This window comes from Mesorhizobium sp. M0048, assembly GCF_040323405.1.
GTDB lineage: Bacteria > Pseudomonadota > Alphaproteobacteria > Rhizobiales > Rhizobiaceae > Mesorhizobium.
The window spans coordinates 36,939-51,951 of sequence record NZ_JAMYUV010000023.1; the positions used below are offsets into that span (position 1 = coordinate 36,939).

Below are 15,013 nucleotides of genomic sequence, written 5' to 3' on the forward strand. Positions count from 1 at the left end.
TCGATAGGCAGCTTCGTTGACTGGAATGCTTGTTCAGGCCCACTCAGGCAGCCTTCTTCATCTCGCCGGCGCCCTCGATAACGCCCAGCACGTCGCTCTCTTTCATGATGAGCAGATCCTCGCCATTGAGCTTGATCTCGGTGCCGGACCATTTGCCGAACAGGATGCGGTCGCCGACCTTGACGTCGAGCGGCTGCAATTGGCCGCTGTCGTCGCGCGCGCCCGGACCGGCGGCAATGACCTCGCCCTCCTGCGGCTTCTCCTTGGCGGTGTCGGGGATGATGATGCCGCCGGCGGTCTTCTCGTCGACCTCGATACGGCGGACCAGGATACGGTCGTGCAATGGACGGAACGTCATGTCGTTCTCCTCTCGGGACAAACAGATTTTCGAAGATCCTCCTGACCGAACCGGCAATATCGGCCCGGCACGGGGTGCGCGACCCCTTCATCAGGCATCGCGCGCATACGAACTAGTCGCGCTTTTTTCTGCTTTCAAGAGGGTCACGCAAAAATTTTAGCACTCGACGCATGAGAGTGCCAATGCACTGTAATCGTTCGCACATTAGCCGCTCTCAGCTAAAGTGCGGCTCAAATTTTGGCGCGATATTTCAAAATGCCGCCGGTCCGGAGCCGCTCGTGGCGGCGGGAACCTATGTGGAAGGCGAGGCGTTTTGCAGACCGAGATTTCAACGGACCGAGATTTCAACGGAAAGGACGATCGCATGACCAGCAGGGACTTTCAGCTCCAGATGCAAGGGTTTGGTCTTACCACGGCGGAGATCCACTATCGCCTGCCCGATCATCGGAGCCTGCTGCAACTCTATATCTGGCAGGAATACGATATTGCCCCCGATTTCCCGACGCTGAAGCATTTCCTCGATTTCTGGGAGCGCGAAATCGAAGGCCCGCTGCATTCGGTGCGCGTCGCCCATCATCACCTGATCCAGCCCTCCGAATGGCGGGCCGTAAACGGCATTATCACCGTCCACTGAGGAGCAAGCCGATCTGCCGCTAGACAGCGGGCAAAGTCTCTCGCGGTGGGGGAAAGGCAGTTGCCTTTTCCCCAACTTGTTTTGGAGTTCAAATATCGGAGGGTCCGGGCTAGCCGGCGTGGTCGACAGGCTCGCAGGCGAGCAATCCGGCGTTGCGCGCCGCCCTGACGAAGGCCTTGCGCGCATCTCGCGCGGTGCGCCAGCCGTCGAGCGCGTCGCGGCAGGCCCGATAGGCGGCGCGCCAACTCCGGCCGCGGGCACGGTCCGGCCACTGCTGACGCATGCATTCGATGGCTTCCCAACTACTGGCGACCTTGCGCTCGCTGGATTGGAATTTCAACGTGATCGGCTCGGCGAAGCGGACGTCGTCCATCACTTCCTCCTTGTTTTCTGATCGTCTTCTTGTTTGAGCAAGCAACGTCATGCTGGCGGCACCGGCGACCAGCCGGCGCCGCTGAAGGACATGGTTCGTCCCTTTGCGCGGTTCAAGAGCATCGCGGCAACAGCGGTTATTCCTCCTCGTCCGGCCCTTGCAGCAGTTCGATCAGCGTCGCTACTCTTGCCGTCGGCAGCGGTCGGCCTTCGTTCACCAGCGCCTCGTCGGCGGCGATCCAGGCCAGGGCCTCACGCAATTCCTGGACCGTCCCGTCCGTCGCCGCAATGTCGGCGATAACGGCGTCGTCGACCGGGCCCAGCACGGAAATGATCTCGTCGCGTGTCATGGTCAGCTCCATCTGCGAGTGCCGGGAATGGGCCCGGCAACACAAGAATCTGGGTCTTGACCTGCGGCAGACAATAACCGGCCGGGGAACTCGGCGTTGGCGATTGAAGCCAAACAGGCAATCTCCTGCCGGACATCTCTCACAAGTAGATTGGCAGCCTCGCCGAACCGACCAAAAACCGGCCCGAAAACCGGCAACGCGAGAGCCATCGGGGTCTTGACTTGCGGCGGACAATAACCAAATCGATGGCACCGGTCGCCGAAATGGGGCCGGCGAAACCAGGGAGCGCCAGCTCTTTGGCGCTCCTCGTATCTATGTTGCTCGATGGAGGATGTAGCTATGAGAACCGCATTCGACTTTTCCCCGCTCTATCGGTCGAGCATCGGCTTCGACCGCGTCTTCAACCTGCTGGAAAATGCGCCGCAGGCTTTCGACGCCTGGCCGCCCTATGACATCGCGCGCAGCAGCGAGAACAACTACCGCGTCACTATCGCCGTCGCTGGCTTTTCCGAGGACGACCTCGAAATCATTCATGAACCCAACCTCCTGATTGTCTCCGGCCAGCATAAGGAGCCGGACAACGCGGAGTATCTGCATCATGGCCTCGCCACACGGCCCTTTACCCGCCGTTTCGAGCTTGCCGATCACGTCAAGGTCGCAGGCGCCTCGCTCGACAACGGCCTGCTCAGCATCGATCTGGTACGTGAGGTGCCCGAGGAGATGAAGCCTCGGCGCATCGCCATCGCGACCGATGTCGCCTCGCCGAAGACCGGGCCGAAGGCCGCGCAGGTCGAAGCAAACAAGCAGGCTGCCTGAACGAACCAGTCGAGAAAGGAGACTATGCAATGGCTATTCGTGATCTCATTCCCTGGGGCCGGGAGAATAATCAGGCCCCCAGCCTGTTCCGCAGCGGCGATCGCGATCCCTTCCTGACGCTGCATCGCGAAATGAACCGCCTGTTCGACGAGGCGTTCCGCGGCTTCGACACGAGGCTGCCGTCGCTCGGTGGCTTCTCCGCTGCCGGCGCCAGCTGGCCGAGCGTCGAAATCTCCGATAGCGAAAAGGAGATCCGCGTCACCGCCGAGATCCCCGGAATGGACGAGAAAGACGTCGAGCTGCTGCTCGATGACGGTGTGCTGACGCTGCGCGGCGAGAAGCGTGAAGAGACCGAGGACAAGGACAGGCAGTTCTCCGAACGCTTCTATGGCCGTTTCGAGCGGCGTATCCCGCTCGGCTACGAAGTCGACGAAGACAAGATCAACGCCGCGTTCCGGAACGGCGTGCTAAGCGTGACGCTGCCGAAGACGGCGCGCGCTCAGGCCAAGGCCAAGCGTATCGCCATCAACGGCGGCAACGGCAAGTCCTGATGGCTCGCAGCAGGACGACGCCCGCTTCTGCCCTGCCGGTTCCGGCGGGCAGAAGCGGGGAATGTCGATGACCCGTTCTCCCGACGCTCCGGTTCCGCCTGACCAGGCGCAGCAAGTCTTGCAGTGCCTGACGACCGAGCATTTCGTGCTGCAAAACGCTCGCGCCGCGACCATTCAGGAAGCGAACCAGCGAGCCAATCTGTTCCTGACGTCGGTCTCGAGCGCAACGATTGCCTTGTCCTTCGTCGCCCAGGTCACGGAGATGGGCAGGCCGTTCGTGTTGTTCAGCCTTATCTTGCTACCTTGCCTTTTCTTCATCGGCCTGGTCACCTTCGTGCGCGCTGTGCAGGTTGCCATCGAGGACATGGTGCATGCCCGCGGCATGGCCAGGATCCGCCACTATTTCGTCGAGCTGGCGCCGGTCCTGCAAAGATACCTTGTCAACTCCACGCATGACGACCTCTCGGCGGTGCTGGTCGACAAGGGCCTCCGCCCCTCGCCGCTGCAATATTTCATGACCACCGCTGGGATGGTGGGCACGATCAACGGCGCCATCGCCGGCGCCTTCACCGGCATCGTTGTTAAGTCCGCTTTCGGCGGAGGCATGTCGCCCGGCGTGATTTGCGGGCTGGCGGTCTTCGCGACATGCATTCTCGTCCTGCGGCGTTATCATAGTCGCGCCTGGGCCACGGCCGAAGAAAGCTTGCCAGCACGGTTCCCGGTCGACAATGACAGGAAAAGCTAGCGCCGACATATCCGGATGTCGAAAAATGGCAGGGCGCCGCCCTTGCGTCTTGCGCGCCAATTGACCATCCTCGCCAACATCATTTGCACCGCGGCCGGGGGGTTCGCACATGCCGACGCTTTATGCGCTGAAACCGGCCTTCCAGGCCAGGCTGCGGCCGCTTGCCGACGGCCTGGCCAAGGCCGGCGTCACCGCCAACCAGATCACACTGTTGGCCGCTGCCCTCTCGCTCGCTGCCGGCCTTGCGGTGGCAGCCCTTGCAGGCCGCCGCGCGGTCTTTCTGCTGATGCCGCTCGTGCTGTTTACGCGAATGGCGCTAAACGCCATTGACGGCATGCTCGCAAGGGAACATGGCCAGGCCTCGACGCTCGGCATGTATCTCAACGAGCTTTGTGATGTCGTCTCCGATCTCGCTTTGATCCTGGCCTTTACTGTCATTTTTCCTGCCTGGGGCGTCGTTGCATTCGCTATCGCGGCTATGATCGCGGAATTCGCCGGCGTGCTCGGCATCGCGGCCGGAGCTGGGCGCAACTATGCCGGCCCGTTCGGCAAAAGCGACCGGGCGCTGGCGCTTGGCATCCTCGCGGTGCTTATCGCGTCCGGCCTGTGGGTCCCGGCGCTCACGCCGCTCGTGTTTCCGGCCATGGCTACACTCTCGCTGGCGACCGCCATCAACCGGATACGCAGCGGCCTTAACGGGAGCGGTAGCTGAATTCCGGTCTCGCCAGGGAGAACAACATGCTTCACCAACAGACGGTTGCCGCCGTGGCTTCAGTCAATATCGAGCGGGTGGCGCAGGAGCGCAGCTTCAAGAGCCACGATGGCACAGAGATCTTCTATCGCTATTGGCCGGCGCTGTCGGAAAACCCCAAGGGCGCCATCCTGCTGTTCCACCGCGGCCACGAGCATGGCGGCCGTATGGCGCATCTGGTCGACGAGTTCCAGATGCCCGACCACGCCTTCTATGCCTGGGACGCGCGCGGCAATGGCCGCTCCGCCGGCGAACGCGGCTATGCGCCGTCATTTGCCGCGCTGGTGCGCGACATCGATTGTTTTGTGCGCGAGATCGACAGCGACGGCTTTGCCCGGCGCGACATCGCGCTGATCGCGCAATCCTTCGCCGCCGTGCTTGCCGCCGCCTGGGTGCACGATTACGCGCCCGACATTCGCGCCCTGGTGCTGGCCTCGCCAGCCTTCTCGGTCAAGCTCTACGTGCCCCTCGCCAAGCAAGGCATCGCGTTGTGGCAGAAGCTGAAGGGCCGCTTCTTCGTGAATTCCTACGTCAAGGCGAAATTCCTGACGCATGACCCCGAGCGTATCGCCTCCTTCGACGCCGACCCGCTGATCACCCGGCCGATCGCCTCCAACATCCTGGTCGAGCTCTACGACCATGCTGCGCGCATCGTCGCCGACGGACGCGCCATCACGGTGCCGACACAGCTTCTGATCTCCGGCAGTGACTGGGTGGTGCGGCATGAACCGCAGCACGAGTTTTTCGTCAATCTGGCGAGCCCGGCCAAGGAGCGGCATGTTTTGGCCGGCTTCTTCCACGACACGCTGGGCGAGCGCGACCGCCACAAGGCACTCGACCTGATCAGGGCTTTCCTTGAAAAGCAATTCGCGGCGCCGGAAAAGCCGGTCGACCTGACCGAGGCCGACCGCGCCGGCTACACGCGCGACGAGGCCGACCGGCTTGCCTCGCCGCTGCCGCTGCTGTCGCTAAGGGGCCTCTACTGGGCAATGAGCCGCGCTTCGATCCGCATGGGCGCCTGGCTGTCGTCCGGTATGAAGACGGGGATTGCCACCGGCTTCGATTCGGGCTCGACGCTCGACTATGTCTACGAGAACGAGGCGCGGGGCATCAGCCCCATCGGCCGCATGATCGACCGCACCTTTCTCGATGCCATCGGCTGGCGCGGCATCCGCCAGCGCAAGCTGCATCTGGAAGAACTGATCGGCAGCGCCGCCGCCTCGTTCAAGGCCGCCGGCCGGCCGGTCCATATCGTCGATATCGCCGCCGGCCATGGCCGCTACGTGCTCGATGCCGTGCAGAAATGCGCCGAGCCGCCGGCAAGCGTACGGCTGCAGGATTTCTCCGAGCTCAACGTCTCGCTCGGCCGCAAGCTGATCGCCGAGCGCCAGCTGCCGGCGAGCGTCACTTTCCATCAAGGTGACGCCTTCGACGCCACGATGCTGGCCGGGCTCGACCCGGCGCCGGATCTCGCCATCGTCTCGGGGCTCTACGAATTGTTTGCCGACAATGCCGTGATCGCCCGCTCGCTCGGTGGACTGGCCAGCGCCATGCAGCCGGGAAGCCTGCTCGTCTATACCAACCAGCCCTGGCATCCGCAGCTCGAGATGATCGCGCGCAGCCTGACCTCGCATCGCGGCGGCCAGGCCTGGGTGATGCGCCGCCGCACGCAGGCCGAGATGGACCAGCTGGTGGCGGCCGCCGGCTTTGAGAAGCTCGACCAGCGCATCGACCAGTGGGGCATCTTCACCGTTTCGGTCGCGCGGCGCGTCTGAACATGGACTTGCCTGCCTCTGCCTTACCTCGCGATGCCCTTCCGGCCTTGCCGCGCGAGCCGTATCCCGGGATCGTCCTGCGCGCCGCATTGTGGCTGGCATTTCTGGCGCCGTTCTTCTACGCCACCTACGGCTTCGCCAATTGGCTGGCGTCGCGGCGCGACGATGTCGGCAGCATCGTCTACGGCTGGGAGCATGGCATCCCGTTCCTTGCCTGGACGATCGTGCCCTACTGGTCGATCAACCTGTTCTATGGCTTGTCGTTGCTGTTGAACAATTCGAAGAGCGGCGTCGACCGCCTTGCCGGCCGCTATCTGACGGCGCAGCTCGTCGCCGTCGCCTGCTTCATCCTGTTCCCGCTGACTGCGACCTTCGTGCGCCCGCAGACGAGCGGCCTGCCCGGCTTCATGTTCGCCGTGCTCGGCGGCTTCGACAAACCCTTCAACCAGGCGCCGTCGCTGCATATCGCGCTGCTGGTCATCATCTGGGACCATTGGCGTTACAGATTGACCGGCATCGCCGGCTTCGCTTGGCATGTCTGGTGTTTCCTGATCGGCGCCTCGGTGCTGACGACGTGGCAGCACCATTTCATCGACATTCCGACCGGCGCGCTGCTCGGCCTTTTCGCCCTGTGGCTGTTTCCGCGCGACAGCGAGCTGCCGTTCACCGGCTTCCGCCTGAGCGCTGACCCGAAGGCACGGCGGTTGGCGCTGTTCTATGCGCTCGGCGCAAGCCTTGCACTGGCCGGCGCCGCTGCCGGCGCGTTGGTCTCGGCGCTGTGGCTCATCCTGTTGTGGCCGGCACTGGCGCTGGCCATAGTCGCTTTCGCCTATGCCGGCGCCGGCGCCAAAGTGTTCCAGAAAACAGCCGATGGCCGCGTGTCGCTGGCCAGCCGTCTACTGCTTTGGCCCTACCGCCTTGGCGCCAAGGCCAATGTGTGGGCGTGGACGCGAAAGCTTCCGGCGCATATCGTCATTGCCGACGGTGTTTCCCTTGGCCGTTTTCCGACCGCCGCCGAAGCCGACCCTTTCGGCACGGTGATCGACCTTGCCGGCGAACTGGAAAGGCCGCGTGGCGCCTCGATCCGCTGGGTGAGCCTGCCCATGGTCGACCTTTTGCCGCCGTCTCGCGAGGCGCGTGCGCAAGCGGTGGCGGCGATCGAGGCGGCGCAGAAGCAGGGCGCGGTGCTGGTCTGCTGTGCGCTCGGCTTCCAACGCAGCGCCGCCGTGGTCGCCGAATGGCTGGTCGCCAGCGGCCGGGCCGCCACGCCCGATCAGGCGCGAGGCAAGCTCGCCGCCGCGGGCCGGCCGGTGCATCTTTGCACGGACGCACCGGCATGACCGCCTATCGTGACAGGGCCGAAGCGTTCGCTGCCGGGCTGATGGTGCAGGTGACATGGCCGCTGCTGCTGATTGCTGCTGCCTTCCTGGCGGCGCCGGTCATCGGCCTGGCGGCTGCGCCGCAAACATCGTCGCTGTCCGCGGTAGCCTGGCTGATCGCCGCCGCAAGTGCCATAGCCACAATCATTCTCTCGGCCCTGCTTTTGTTCGACGCGCTGCTGTTTCGGTTGATGGCCAGCCACGCCAGCGAGGCAGGCGGCGGCGCGGCGATCGACGACGTGCTGGCGCGGCATGCGGCTGAAGTCCACTGCCGGCGGCCGCTCACTCGAGCAGCGGATGGCCGGCACGCGCCGCCTGCTCGCCAAGCAGCGTATCGCGTTCGGCCTGTTCGCGGCGGCCTCGGTCGTCGCGGCATTCTTTTGAGCCCGTCCATGACAAAGCTTCGCGTCAGCACCTATACCCTGCTGCAGACGGTGACCTCGGTCGGCCTGTCGGCGCTGGCCTGGGCGGTCACCGGCGTGCGGCCGATCTGGAACGGCAGCCAGCCATCGGACCGGCAGCGCATCTACTTCGCCAACCATGCCAGCCACGGCGATTTCATCCTGCTGTCGGCCTGCCTCAGCGAGAAGGAACGCGCCCGTACCCATGCGGTGGCGGCCGCCGATTATTGGGGCAAGACGCGGCTGCGCCGGTTCATCGCCGAGGACATGCTGTCTTCCGTGCTGATCCACCGGCAGTGGACGGATGAAACGCAGCACCCGATCTCGATCATGCTGTCGGTGCTCGACCAGGGCCATTCGCTGATCCTGTTTCCCGAAGGCACGCGCAACATGACCGACGAACCGCTCCTGCCGTTTCGCTCCGGCCTCTACAATCTGTCGATGGCGCGACCCGATGTCGAGCTCATCCCGTGCTGGATCGAGAACATGTCGCGGGTGCTGCCCAAGGGGCAATTCGTGCCGGTGCCGCTGCTCTGCCGCGTCGTCTTCGGCGCGCCGATCGCCATTCAACCTGGTGAGGAACGCCGCGCCTTTCTCGACCGCGCCCGCGAAACGCTGCTGGCGCTGAACCCCCGGCCGGAGCGAGACGATTGAGGATCAAGGCAAAATGCTGCCGATGATGCACGAAACCCTCATTCTGATTGTCGGCCTGCTGGCGGTGCTGATCAGCGCCAGCGTCGTCGCCGGCGTTTTGTCGTGGCGCGCGCCGAAGCCGTTGTCGCCGACGCTGGTCAACCTCACCCAGCGCATCAATGCCTGGTGGGTGATGGTGGTGGCGATCACCGTTGCCTTCTTCTTCGGCCGCCCCGGCATGACCATCCTGTTCGCGCTGATTTCGTTCGCCGCGTTGCGCGAATTCGTGACGCTGACGCACAGCCGCCGCAGCGACCACTGGGTGCTGCTCGGCATGTTCGGCATCGTCATCCCGTTCCAGTACTGGCTGGTGTGGACCGCCTGGTATGGCCTGTTCACCATCTTCATCCCGGTCTACTGCTTCCTGCTGATGCCGGCGATCACCGCGCTGCACGGCGACACCGAGCGCTTTCTCGAGCGCGTCTCGGCGCAGCAATGGGCGGTCATGATTTCGGTCTACTGCGTCAGCCACGTGCCGGCGCTGCTGACGCTCGATGTGCCTGGCTTCGAAGGCCGCAACCTGTTGCTGATCGCTTTCCTGATCATCACCGTGCAAGGCAGCGACGTGCTGCAATATATCTTCGGCAAGCTGTTCGGCCGGCATCTCCTGGCGCCGACGGTCTCGCCGTCGAAGACTTGGGAGGGGCTGGTCGGCGGGCTGGCGGCATCGAGCCTGCTCGGCGTGCTGCTGTCGTTTCTGACGCCGTTTTCGCCGCTGCAGGCAGCCGGCGTCGCCTTCATCGCCTGCCTGATGGGCTTCCTCGGCGGGCTGGTCGCCTCCGCCATCAAGCGCGATCAGGGCGTCAAGGACTGGGGCCATCTGATCGAAGGCCATGGCGGCATGATGGACCGTGCTGACAGCCTGGTCTTCGCCGCCCCGGTCTTCTTCCATACGGTGCGCTATTTCTGGACTGTATGAAGGTTGGCGCCGTTTGCCGGGGCGGACGGTTCAGCGCGACCTTGCGAGGATAACCTGATCCGTTTGGTTATTACCACTTTCGCGAAAGCGGTAATAACCCGACCTGCCGCCGTCGTCGGCCGCGTTCATTTTGCCGCGGCGAGCGGCTCTTTCTTGCGCGCCGGCGTCAAGCGGCGCATGCGGCGTTTGGCGGTAGCCTTCAGCGCCACCGGCGGAGCGCTGGACAACGCGCCGAGCACCGCGCCGACCATGCCGTGTGCGACGAAATCGGCATTGATCTCGTTGGCCAATCTGGCGTCTGCCTCCTGGTTGTCGCTGTCGGGTTCCGACCACAACACGATACCCACCCGCAACCTTGGTTTGGCGCGTTTCAGCCGACGGACCAGGAACCGGCCGTGCTTGACGGAATCGCGGTTCAAAAATCCGACGACGACGGTATCGACGGCGTCGAGTTCAAGGCGGCGAATGCTTCCCGGTTCCAGATCGGCGAAGCTCGCCCTCAACACCGTAGCGCCCTGGACTTCGAGCACCTGCGCCAGCATGGCGGCAGCGGCGTCGTCGAGTTCGCCGCGCCCTCCGGCGCACAGCACCGACATGCCCGTGCCATCCGGCAGTTCGGTGTCGTCCTCGTCCTCCCCCTGAATCTGCTTGTCCTCGCGTACACCATTGTCCTCGGCCGCGGCCGTATCGTCCGCTTCCGCCTCCTCCTGCGCGCTGTCGTCGAGGTTCGCCACCATCGTCAGCGCGCTGCCGGCGACCTGCTGTCTTTGCTCATCGCTCAACACACCACGCACACGGTCCTGCTCGCCGAGCAGAAGTGCGGGAATCGCGACCTTGTCGTAGAACTCGACTAGATAGTTTTCCTCCAGCATCTCCTCGGCATGGTCTGTCGCTTCCTCGGGATCGCCGGCCAGCAGCCGTTGGTAAAGCCGGGCGTGCGGTTCGAGCACGGGTTCGTTGCCGAACAGAACGTCGAGGAATTCGAACTGCGGCACATGGCGGCCGAGCACGACGAGGCAGACCGTGAGCGGCGTCGACAGAACCAGGCCCAATGGCCCCCAGAGCCAGGTCCAGAAGATCGCCGCAACGATGATGGCCAATGGCGACAGCCCGGTGCGCGAGCCGTAGAGCCAGGGTTCGATCACGTTGCCGGTGATCAGTTCCACGACCACGAAAAGCCCGGCGGTCCATAGCACGAGCGACCAGCCGGGCGCCACGGCCAGCGCCAGGAACAGAGGCAGCAGCGTCGCGATGACCGGGCCGATATAGGGAACGAAGCGCAGCGCCAGCGCCAGCAAGCCCCACAGCAATGGATTGGGTATGCCCAGAACCCAAAGCCCGAACGTAATCGGCACGGCATAGACGATGTTCACGACCAATTGCATGAGCAGGTAGCGGCCGACCCGCTTGCCGGCATCCTGCAGCGCCTCGGTGGTTCGATGCAGATCGCCGTAGCCGACGAGACGTATGAAACGATCGCGCAGGTCTTCCCGCTCGAGCAGCATGAATATGACGACCACGACGATCAGCCCGGCCGATCCCAGCGGGCTCAGCAGCGGGCCGATCAGATTCTGGAGAACCTCGAGCGGTCGTTCGCGCGCGACGATTTCGACCGGGATCGGCTCCCGCGGAGGCTGATCGGCGGCGGGTTGCACAGGTCCGGGTCTGTCGAGTTCCTGGCCGACGCGTTCGATCACCCGGCTCAATCTGGAAACGATACCGCCGCCGACGCCGGTGTCCTTGAGGGACCGGACCTTGGTCAGGATATTAGCCTGGTAAAGCGGGATGTTCTGCGCCAGTTCACTGACCTGCGTGGCGACGATGAAGGAGAACAGCGCCAGCACCGTGAATGCGCCGAGCACGCTCGCGATCACGGCAGGAAGACGCGGAATGCCAGCGCGCTTGAGTGCCGACACCATCGGTACAAGCGCAAAGGTAAGCAGCAGGGCGATTGCGATTGGCAGAAAGACCTCGCGCCCGAAATAGAGCGCCGCGACGGCCGTCACGACCGACGCTACGCTGGGCAACGATGTGCGCGGAAGCGCCCTGGCAGCGGCAACAATGCCCGCCCGCCGGGGCTCCGACAGGTGCGCGCCGTTTCGACGATTTGCCGCCACTTGATACCTCCGCCCCGCCGTCGCCATGATCGGGCATATTGAGCCGGCGTGCAACTTCGCAGCGTCTCCCCCAACTGGACACCGATTGCCCTGGACCTTAATTGGCTTTGTCGGGCTTCAGATCGGCAGCGCGGCTATTCAGTCACGGTAGAATTTTTCAGTCACGGTAGAATTTTTTGCATAAATGGCGTCACGGGCAATCCTGTTCCATGTCTGCGCCGGAACGCGGAACTTTTGGGTCAAAACACCGTTCCTTCGTAGCTCGCTGATGGACAACCTCAAAGCAGCAGCTCAGGAGGAATGATCATGAACATCAAGATGCTTTGCATGGGCGCGATGGCGCTTTCGATGATGACCGGCGCAGCGCTTGCCGCCGGTGCCACTGGCACTTCGGCGCTCGACGATCCGCAGAAAATGTCACCCTTCTTCACCGACGCCGGCATGAAGAGCATGAAGTCGGAAGCCGAATTCAAGACCGCATGGATGGCCATCTCCACGAGCGACCGGGCCATGGTGTTGAAGGAATGCAGCGACGCCGGCATTGCCAAGACGCATGCCGACTTCTGCAAGATGGCCAACCAGCTCGGTAACAAGTGACCGCCGGCGTCTTGCCGATCGCAATAACGGACCAAGCGAAAGGGCGGGCAGGTCCGTCATTGCGCGACCTTCCAGTCTGCACGGCGGCTTAGCCATTTGACGTCGCTACGCCGGAATATCCGCGCAATGAAGGCCACGGCTTTTGTTCGATTGCCGTGGCGCCATCGGCATGGCCTGGTCGGAACGCATGTCGCGGAGTGGCAATGCCACCCCGAGCGGTCCCGTCTGCTCGCAGCCCGCCGGTTAGCCTCCGCATGGCATTGCCGGCACCGGCGATCCAGGCGAGATCGAATGCAGCACCAGGCAGGTGAAGGGCCTGGTGCTGAAGGCCGAGTTTTTGAAAAAAGGCCTGATCGCCTCGGCACCCTTCGCTTCCATATCAATCGCCTCGTGACTGAACCGCCAATGTGAGCGAATCGCCCATGCGACGAGTGGGAGGAGCCTGTCCCCTCGCCCTATGTTGCACTGCGTTAGATTTGTTGCATTGCAATATCGGCGCATCGGGTCGAGCCTCTGCGAGGTGGGCATTCCTTGCACGAGGTGATTGTGTCGGCATCATTTCGGCCTGACATCGAAGGGCTGCGCGCACTGGCGGTGGCGGGTGTCATCGCCTTCCATTTTGGTCTCTCCGGCCTGCCCGGCGGCTTTGCTGGCGTCGACATCTTCTTCGTCATCTCCGGCTACCTGATTACAAAACACCTGGTTACGGAAATAACCGAAACCGGGCGGCTGAACCTCTGGCGCTTCTACGCCCGGCGCGCCCGGCGCCTGCTGCCGGCGGCACTGTTCGTTATTCTCGCCACGCTGTTTGCTGGTTACTTCATCCTGTCGCCGGAGGAACAGGCGCTCTATTCGAAAGGCGCTATGTTCGCCTCCGCCTACATGATCAACCTCTGGCTGATCCGCTGGTCGTTCGACTATTTCGCCGCCGACGCCACCAACAACCCCTTCATCCACTTCTGGTCGCTGTCGGTCGAAGAACAGTTCTATTTGGCATGGCCGGCGCTGCTTTTGATGGCCGCATGGCTGCGCCCGGGCAAGCGCACCGCTATAATCGTCATTGGCGTCGCCGGCCTAGCCTCCTTCGCCGCCTGCGCCTGGCTGACGGAAGTGTCGCAGCCCTGGGCCTTCTACTTCTCGCCTCTCAGGGCCTGGGAATTCGCCGCCGGCGGCCTCGCGACCATGGCGCCGGCAAAGATCTGGCGCGACCGGCCGCTGCTGGCCACGCTCCAGGCATGCCTCGGTCTGGTGCTGATCGCCTGGGCCTATCTGATGCTGGACGAAGACTCGCCGTTTCCCGGGGTGAATGCGCTGGCGCCTGTCGCCGGCACCGTGCTGCTGCTGCTCGGCGGCAGCGGCGGCCGCAATCTGCCGAGCGCCGTGCTGGCGCTGCCCCCCATGCAATGGCTGGGCCGGCTGTCGTATTCGCTCTATCTCTGGCACTGGCCGGTCATCGTCTACGCGGCAATGGTGGTTCCCAACCTGTCCATCCTGGACCGCTTTGCCTGCGCGGCGCTGACGCTGGTTCTGTCGATGTTCACCTATCATTTCATCGAGAACCCGATCCGCCGCAACGGCTGGCTGATGGCCGGAGCAGCGCGGGCGCTGGTGCCCGCCGCCGCGCTGACCGGCGCCGGCGTGGTCGCGGCCTATGGCAATGCGCGCTTTGCCGAGCACAATCTCAGCCCCGAACAGCACGTCATCGCCGACAGCGCCGCCCAGCTCTCCACCGTGCGCGCGACCAATGGCGGCTGCGTGCTCGATTTCGAGACCGTCAAGCCGAAGCCCTGCATGTTCGGCCGCAAGGATGCCCAGCGCTCCGTCGTGCTGTTCGGCGACTCGCATGCCGACCATTGGTCGACGCCGCTGATCAAGGCGGCCGAGAAGAACAATTTTCGCGTCGTCACCTTTCTCAAATCCTCCTGCCGGGCTTCGCGGGTGACGACCTGGAACTGGCGGCTGAAGCGCGACTACACCGAATGCGACCAGTGGCGCGAGCAGTCGGTCCAGGACATCATCGCGCTGCACCCGCAACTGGTGGTGATTTCGGAATTCTCGATCGGCAATGTGATGAAGGAATCGCCCGAGGAGTTGAAGCACGCCGATTGGCAAGCGCAGTGGCGGACGGGCCTCGCCTGGACGCTTCAGGCCTTCAGCCAGGCCGGCATCAAGGTCGCGGTCATCAGGGACGTGCCCTACAATGCAAGCTACGCCGACAAATGCGTGGCGCGCGCTCTGTGGCGGGGCCAGACGCCCGCGACATGCGACACGCCGAGGATCATGGCGGCAAACGACGACATCGCCACAGTCGAGCGCGACATCGTGCGCTCGACGCCGAACGCCACTTACATCGACATGACCGACCGGTTTTGCGACCAGACCACCTGCCACGTCTTCATCGACGGCAAACTAGCCTTCCGCGACCGCCACCACCTGGCAACGCCCTTCGCCGAAACGCTGGAGCCGGCGGTGGAACGGGCGCTGTTTTCGGATGTGATGGCGGCGGCTGTGAAGTAACAGTGCGGGATCTTGTCGGATCACGACCGACCAGCCCT

The 15,013-nt window shown here is 63.8% G+C and carries 15 protein-coding genes; 11 read left to right on the plus strand and 4 right to left on the minus strand.

The features are described from left to right. Window positions 1-43: 43 nt before the first annotated feature. The gene (locus tag NKJ84_RS19385; RefSeq protein WP_254819656.1) at window positions 44-358 is read right to left on the minus strand and encodes a co-chaperone GroES; all 315 of its coding nucleotides are present in this window, start codon (window positions 356-358) and stop codon (window positions 44-46) included. Between the two features lie 364 nt (window positions 359-722). On the opposite strand from NKJ84_RS19385, the gene NKJ84_RS19390 reads away from it, so the two are divergent. Further along, window positions 723-992 (plus strand): usg protein, encoded by a 270-nt coding sequence (locus NKJ84_RS19390; RefSeq protein WP_023718102.1) that lies wholly within the window; start codon window positions 723-725, stop codon window positions 990-992. A 109-nt stretch (window positions 993-1,101) separates the two neighbouring features. Here the strand turns inward: NKJ84_RS19390 and NKJ84_RS19395 are convergent, their stop codons facing one another. Together NKJ84_RS19395 and NKJ84_RS19400 are read right to left on the minus strand one after the other, a co-directional pair. Then, window positions 1,102-1,365, minus strand: coding sequence for a DUF982 domain-containing protein (locus NKJ84_RS19395; protein WP_254819658.1), 264 nt, complete (start codon window positions 1,363-1,365; stop codon window positions 1,102-1,104). Window positions 1,366-1,501: 136 nt separating this feature from the next. After that, window positions 1,502-1,714, minus strand: coding sequence for a hypothetical protein (locus tag NKJ84_RS19400; protein ID WP_352475551.1), 213 nt, complete (start codon window positions 1,712-1,714; stop codon window positions 1,502-1,504). 339 nt (window positions 1,715-2,053) lie between these two features. On the opposite strand from NKJ84_RS19400, the gene NKJ84_RS19405 reads away from it, so the two are divergent. The 8 genes from NKJ84_RS19405 to NKJ84_RS19440 all read left to right on the plus strand — a co-directional run bounded on the left by NKJ84_RS19405 (window position 2,054) and on the right by NKJ84_RS19440 (window position 9,744). After that, window positions 2,054-2,530: an Hsp20 family protein gene (locus NKJ84_RS19405; RefSeq protein WP_254819660.1), complete on the plus strand. Its 477-nt coding sequence runs from the start codon at window positions 2,054-2,056 to the stop codon at window positions 2,528-2,530. 29 nt (window positions 2,531-2,559) lie between these two features. Next, the gene (locus NKJ84_RS19410) at window positions 2,560-3,081 is read left to right on the plus strand and encodes an Hsp20/alpha crystallin family protein (protein ID WP_352507799.1); all 522 of its coding nucleotides are present in this window, start codon (window positions 2,560-2,562) and stop codon (window positions 3,079-3,081) included. A 67-nt stretch (window positions 3,082-3,148) separates the two neighbouring features. Next, window positions 3,149-3,826, plus strand: a complete 678-nt coding sequence (locus NKJ84_RS19415) for a hypothetical protein (protein WP_352507800.1) — start codon at window positions 3,149-3,151, stop codon at window positions 3,824-3,826. Between the two features lie 109 nt (window positions 3,827-3,935). Further along, complete coding sequence (locus NKJ84_RS19420) at window positions 3,936-4,538, plus strand: CDP-alcohol phosphatidyltransferase family protein (RefSeq protein WP_254819663.1); 603 nt, start codon at window positions 3,936-3,938, stop codon at window positions 4,536-4,538. A gap of 26 nt (window positions 4,539-4,564) precedes the next feature. Further along, window positions 4,565-6,352 (plus strand): bifunctional alpha/beta hydrolase/class I SAM-dependent methyltransferase, encoded by a 1,788-nt coding sequence (locus NKJ84_RS19425; protein WP_352507801.1) that lies wholly within the window; start codon window positions 4,565-4,567, stop codon window positions 6,350-6,352. A 2-nt stretch (window positions 6,353-6,354) separates the two neighbouring features. Continuing rightward, a complete protein-coding gene (locus NKJ84_RS19430; RefSeq protein ID WP_352507802.1) occupies window positions 6,355-7,692 on the plus strand; it encodes a phosphatase PAP2/dual specificity phosphatase family protein in 1,338 nt (445 codons plus the stop codon). A gap of 431 nt (window positions 7,693-8,123) precedes the next feature. Next, a complete protein-coding gene (locus NKJ84_RS19435; protein ID WP_254819667.1) occupies window positions 8,124-8,786 on the plus strand; it encodes a lysophospholipid acyltransferase family protein in 663 nt (220 codons plus the stop codon). A 22-nt stretch (window positions 8,787-8,808) separates the two neighbouring features. Beyond that, complete coding sequence (locus NKJ84_RS19440) at window positions 8,809-9,744, plus strand: phosphatidate cytidylyltransferase (RefSeq protein ID WP_254819727.1); 936 nt, start codon at window positions 8,809-8,811, stop codon at window positions 9,742-9,744. 125 nt (window positions 9,745-9,869) lie between these two features. Here NKJ84_RS19440 and NKJ84_RS19445 read toward each other — a convergent pair whose 3' ends face one another. Next, window positions 9,870-11,861, minus strand: a complete 1,992-nt coding sequence (locus NKJ84_RS19445) for an AI-2E family transporter (RefSeq protein ID WP_352507803.1) — start codon at window positions 11,859-11,861, stop codon at window positions 9,870-9,872. A 306-nt stretch (window positions 11,862-12,167) separates the two neighbouring features. On the opposite strand from NKJ84_RS19445, the gene NKJ84_RS19450 reads away from it, so the two are divergent. Together NKJ84_RS19450 and NKJ84_RS19455 are read left to right on the plus strand one after the other, a co-directional pair. Next, a complete protein-coding gene (locus NKJ84_RS19450) occupies window positions 12,168-12,458 on the plus strand; it encodes a hypothetical protein (protein WP_352507804.1) in 291 nt (96 codons plus the stop codon). 546 nt (window positions 12,459-13,004) lie between these two features. After that, window positions 13,005-14,975 carry an acyltransferase family protein gene (locus NKJ84_RS19455; RefSeq protein ID WP_352507805.1) on the plus strand — a complete coding sequence of 657 codons (1,971 nt, stop codon included), beginning with the start codon at window positions 13,005-13,007 and terminating at the stop codon, window positions 14,973-14,975. Window positions 14,976-15,013 lie beyond the last annotated feature (38 nt).

Coding starts and splice junctions, on each gene's coding strand:
- NKJ84_RS19385 (WP_254819656.1), bottom strand. CDS start 358: ATGACGTTCCGTCCATTGCACGACCGTATCCTGGTCCGCCGTATCGAG.
- NKJ84_RS19450 (WP_352507804.1), top strand. CDS start 12,168: ATGAACATCAAGATGCTTTGCATGGGCGCGATGGCGCTTTCGATGATG.
- NKJ84_RS19390 (WP_023718102.1), top strand. CDS start 723: ATGACCAGCAGGGACTTTCAGCTCCAGATGCAAGGGTTTGGTCTTACC.
- NKJ84_RS19400 (WP_352475551.1), bottom strand. CDS start 1,714: ATGACACGCGACGAGATCATTTCCGTGCTGGGCCCGGTCGACGACGCC.
- NKJ84_RS19425 (WP_352507801.1), top strand. CDS start 4,565: ATGCTTCACCAACAGACGGTTGCCGCCGTGGCTTCAGTCAATATCGAG.
- NKJ84_RS19415 (WP_352507800.1), top strand. CDS start 3,149: ATGACCCGTTCTCCCGACGCTCCGGTTCCGCCTGACCAGGCGCAGCAA.
- NKJ84_RS19420 (WP_254819663.1), top strand. CDS start 3,936: ATGCCGACGCTTTATGCGCTGAAACCGGCCTTCCAGGCCAGGCTGCGG.
- NKJ84_RS19395 (WP_254819658.1), bottom strand. CDS start 1,365: ATGGACGACGTCCGCTTCGCCGAGCCGATCACGTTGAAATTCCAATCC.
- NKJ84_RS19410 (WP_352507799.1), top strand. CDS start 2,560: ATGGCTATTCGTGATCTCATTCCCTGGGGCCGGGAGAATAATCAGGCC.
- NKJ84_RS19435 (WP_254819667.1), top strand. CDS start 8,124: ATGACAAAGCTTCGCGTCAGCACCTATACCCTGCTGCAGACGGTGACC.
- NKJ84_RS19430 (WP_352507802.1), top strand. CDS start 6,355: ATGGACTTGCCTGCCTCTGCCTTACCTCGCGATGCCCTTCCGGCCTTG.
- NKJ84_RS19440 (WP_254819727.1), top strand. CDS start 8,809: ATGATGCACGAAACCCTCATTCTGATTGTCGGCCTGCTGGCGGTGCTG.
- NKJ84_RS19405 (WP_254819660.1), top strand. CDS start 2,054: ATGAGAACCGCATTCGACTTTTCCCCGCTCTATCGGTCGAGCATCGGC.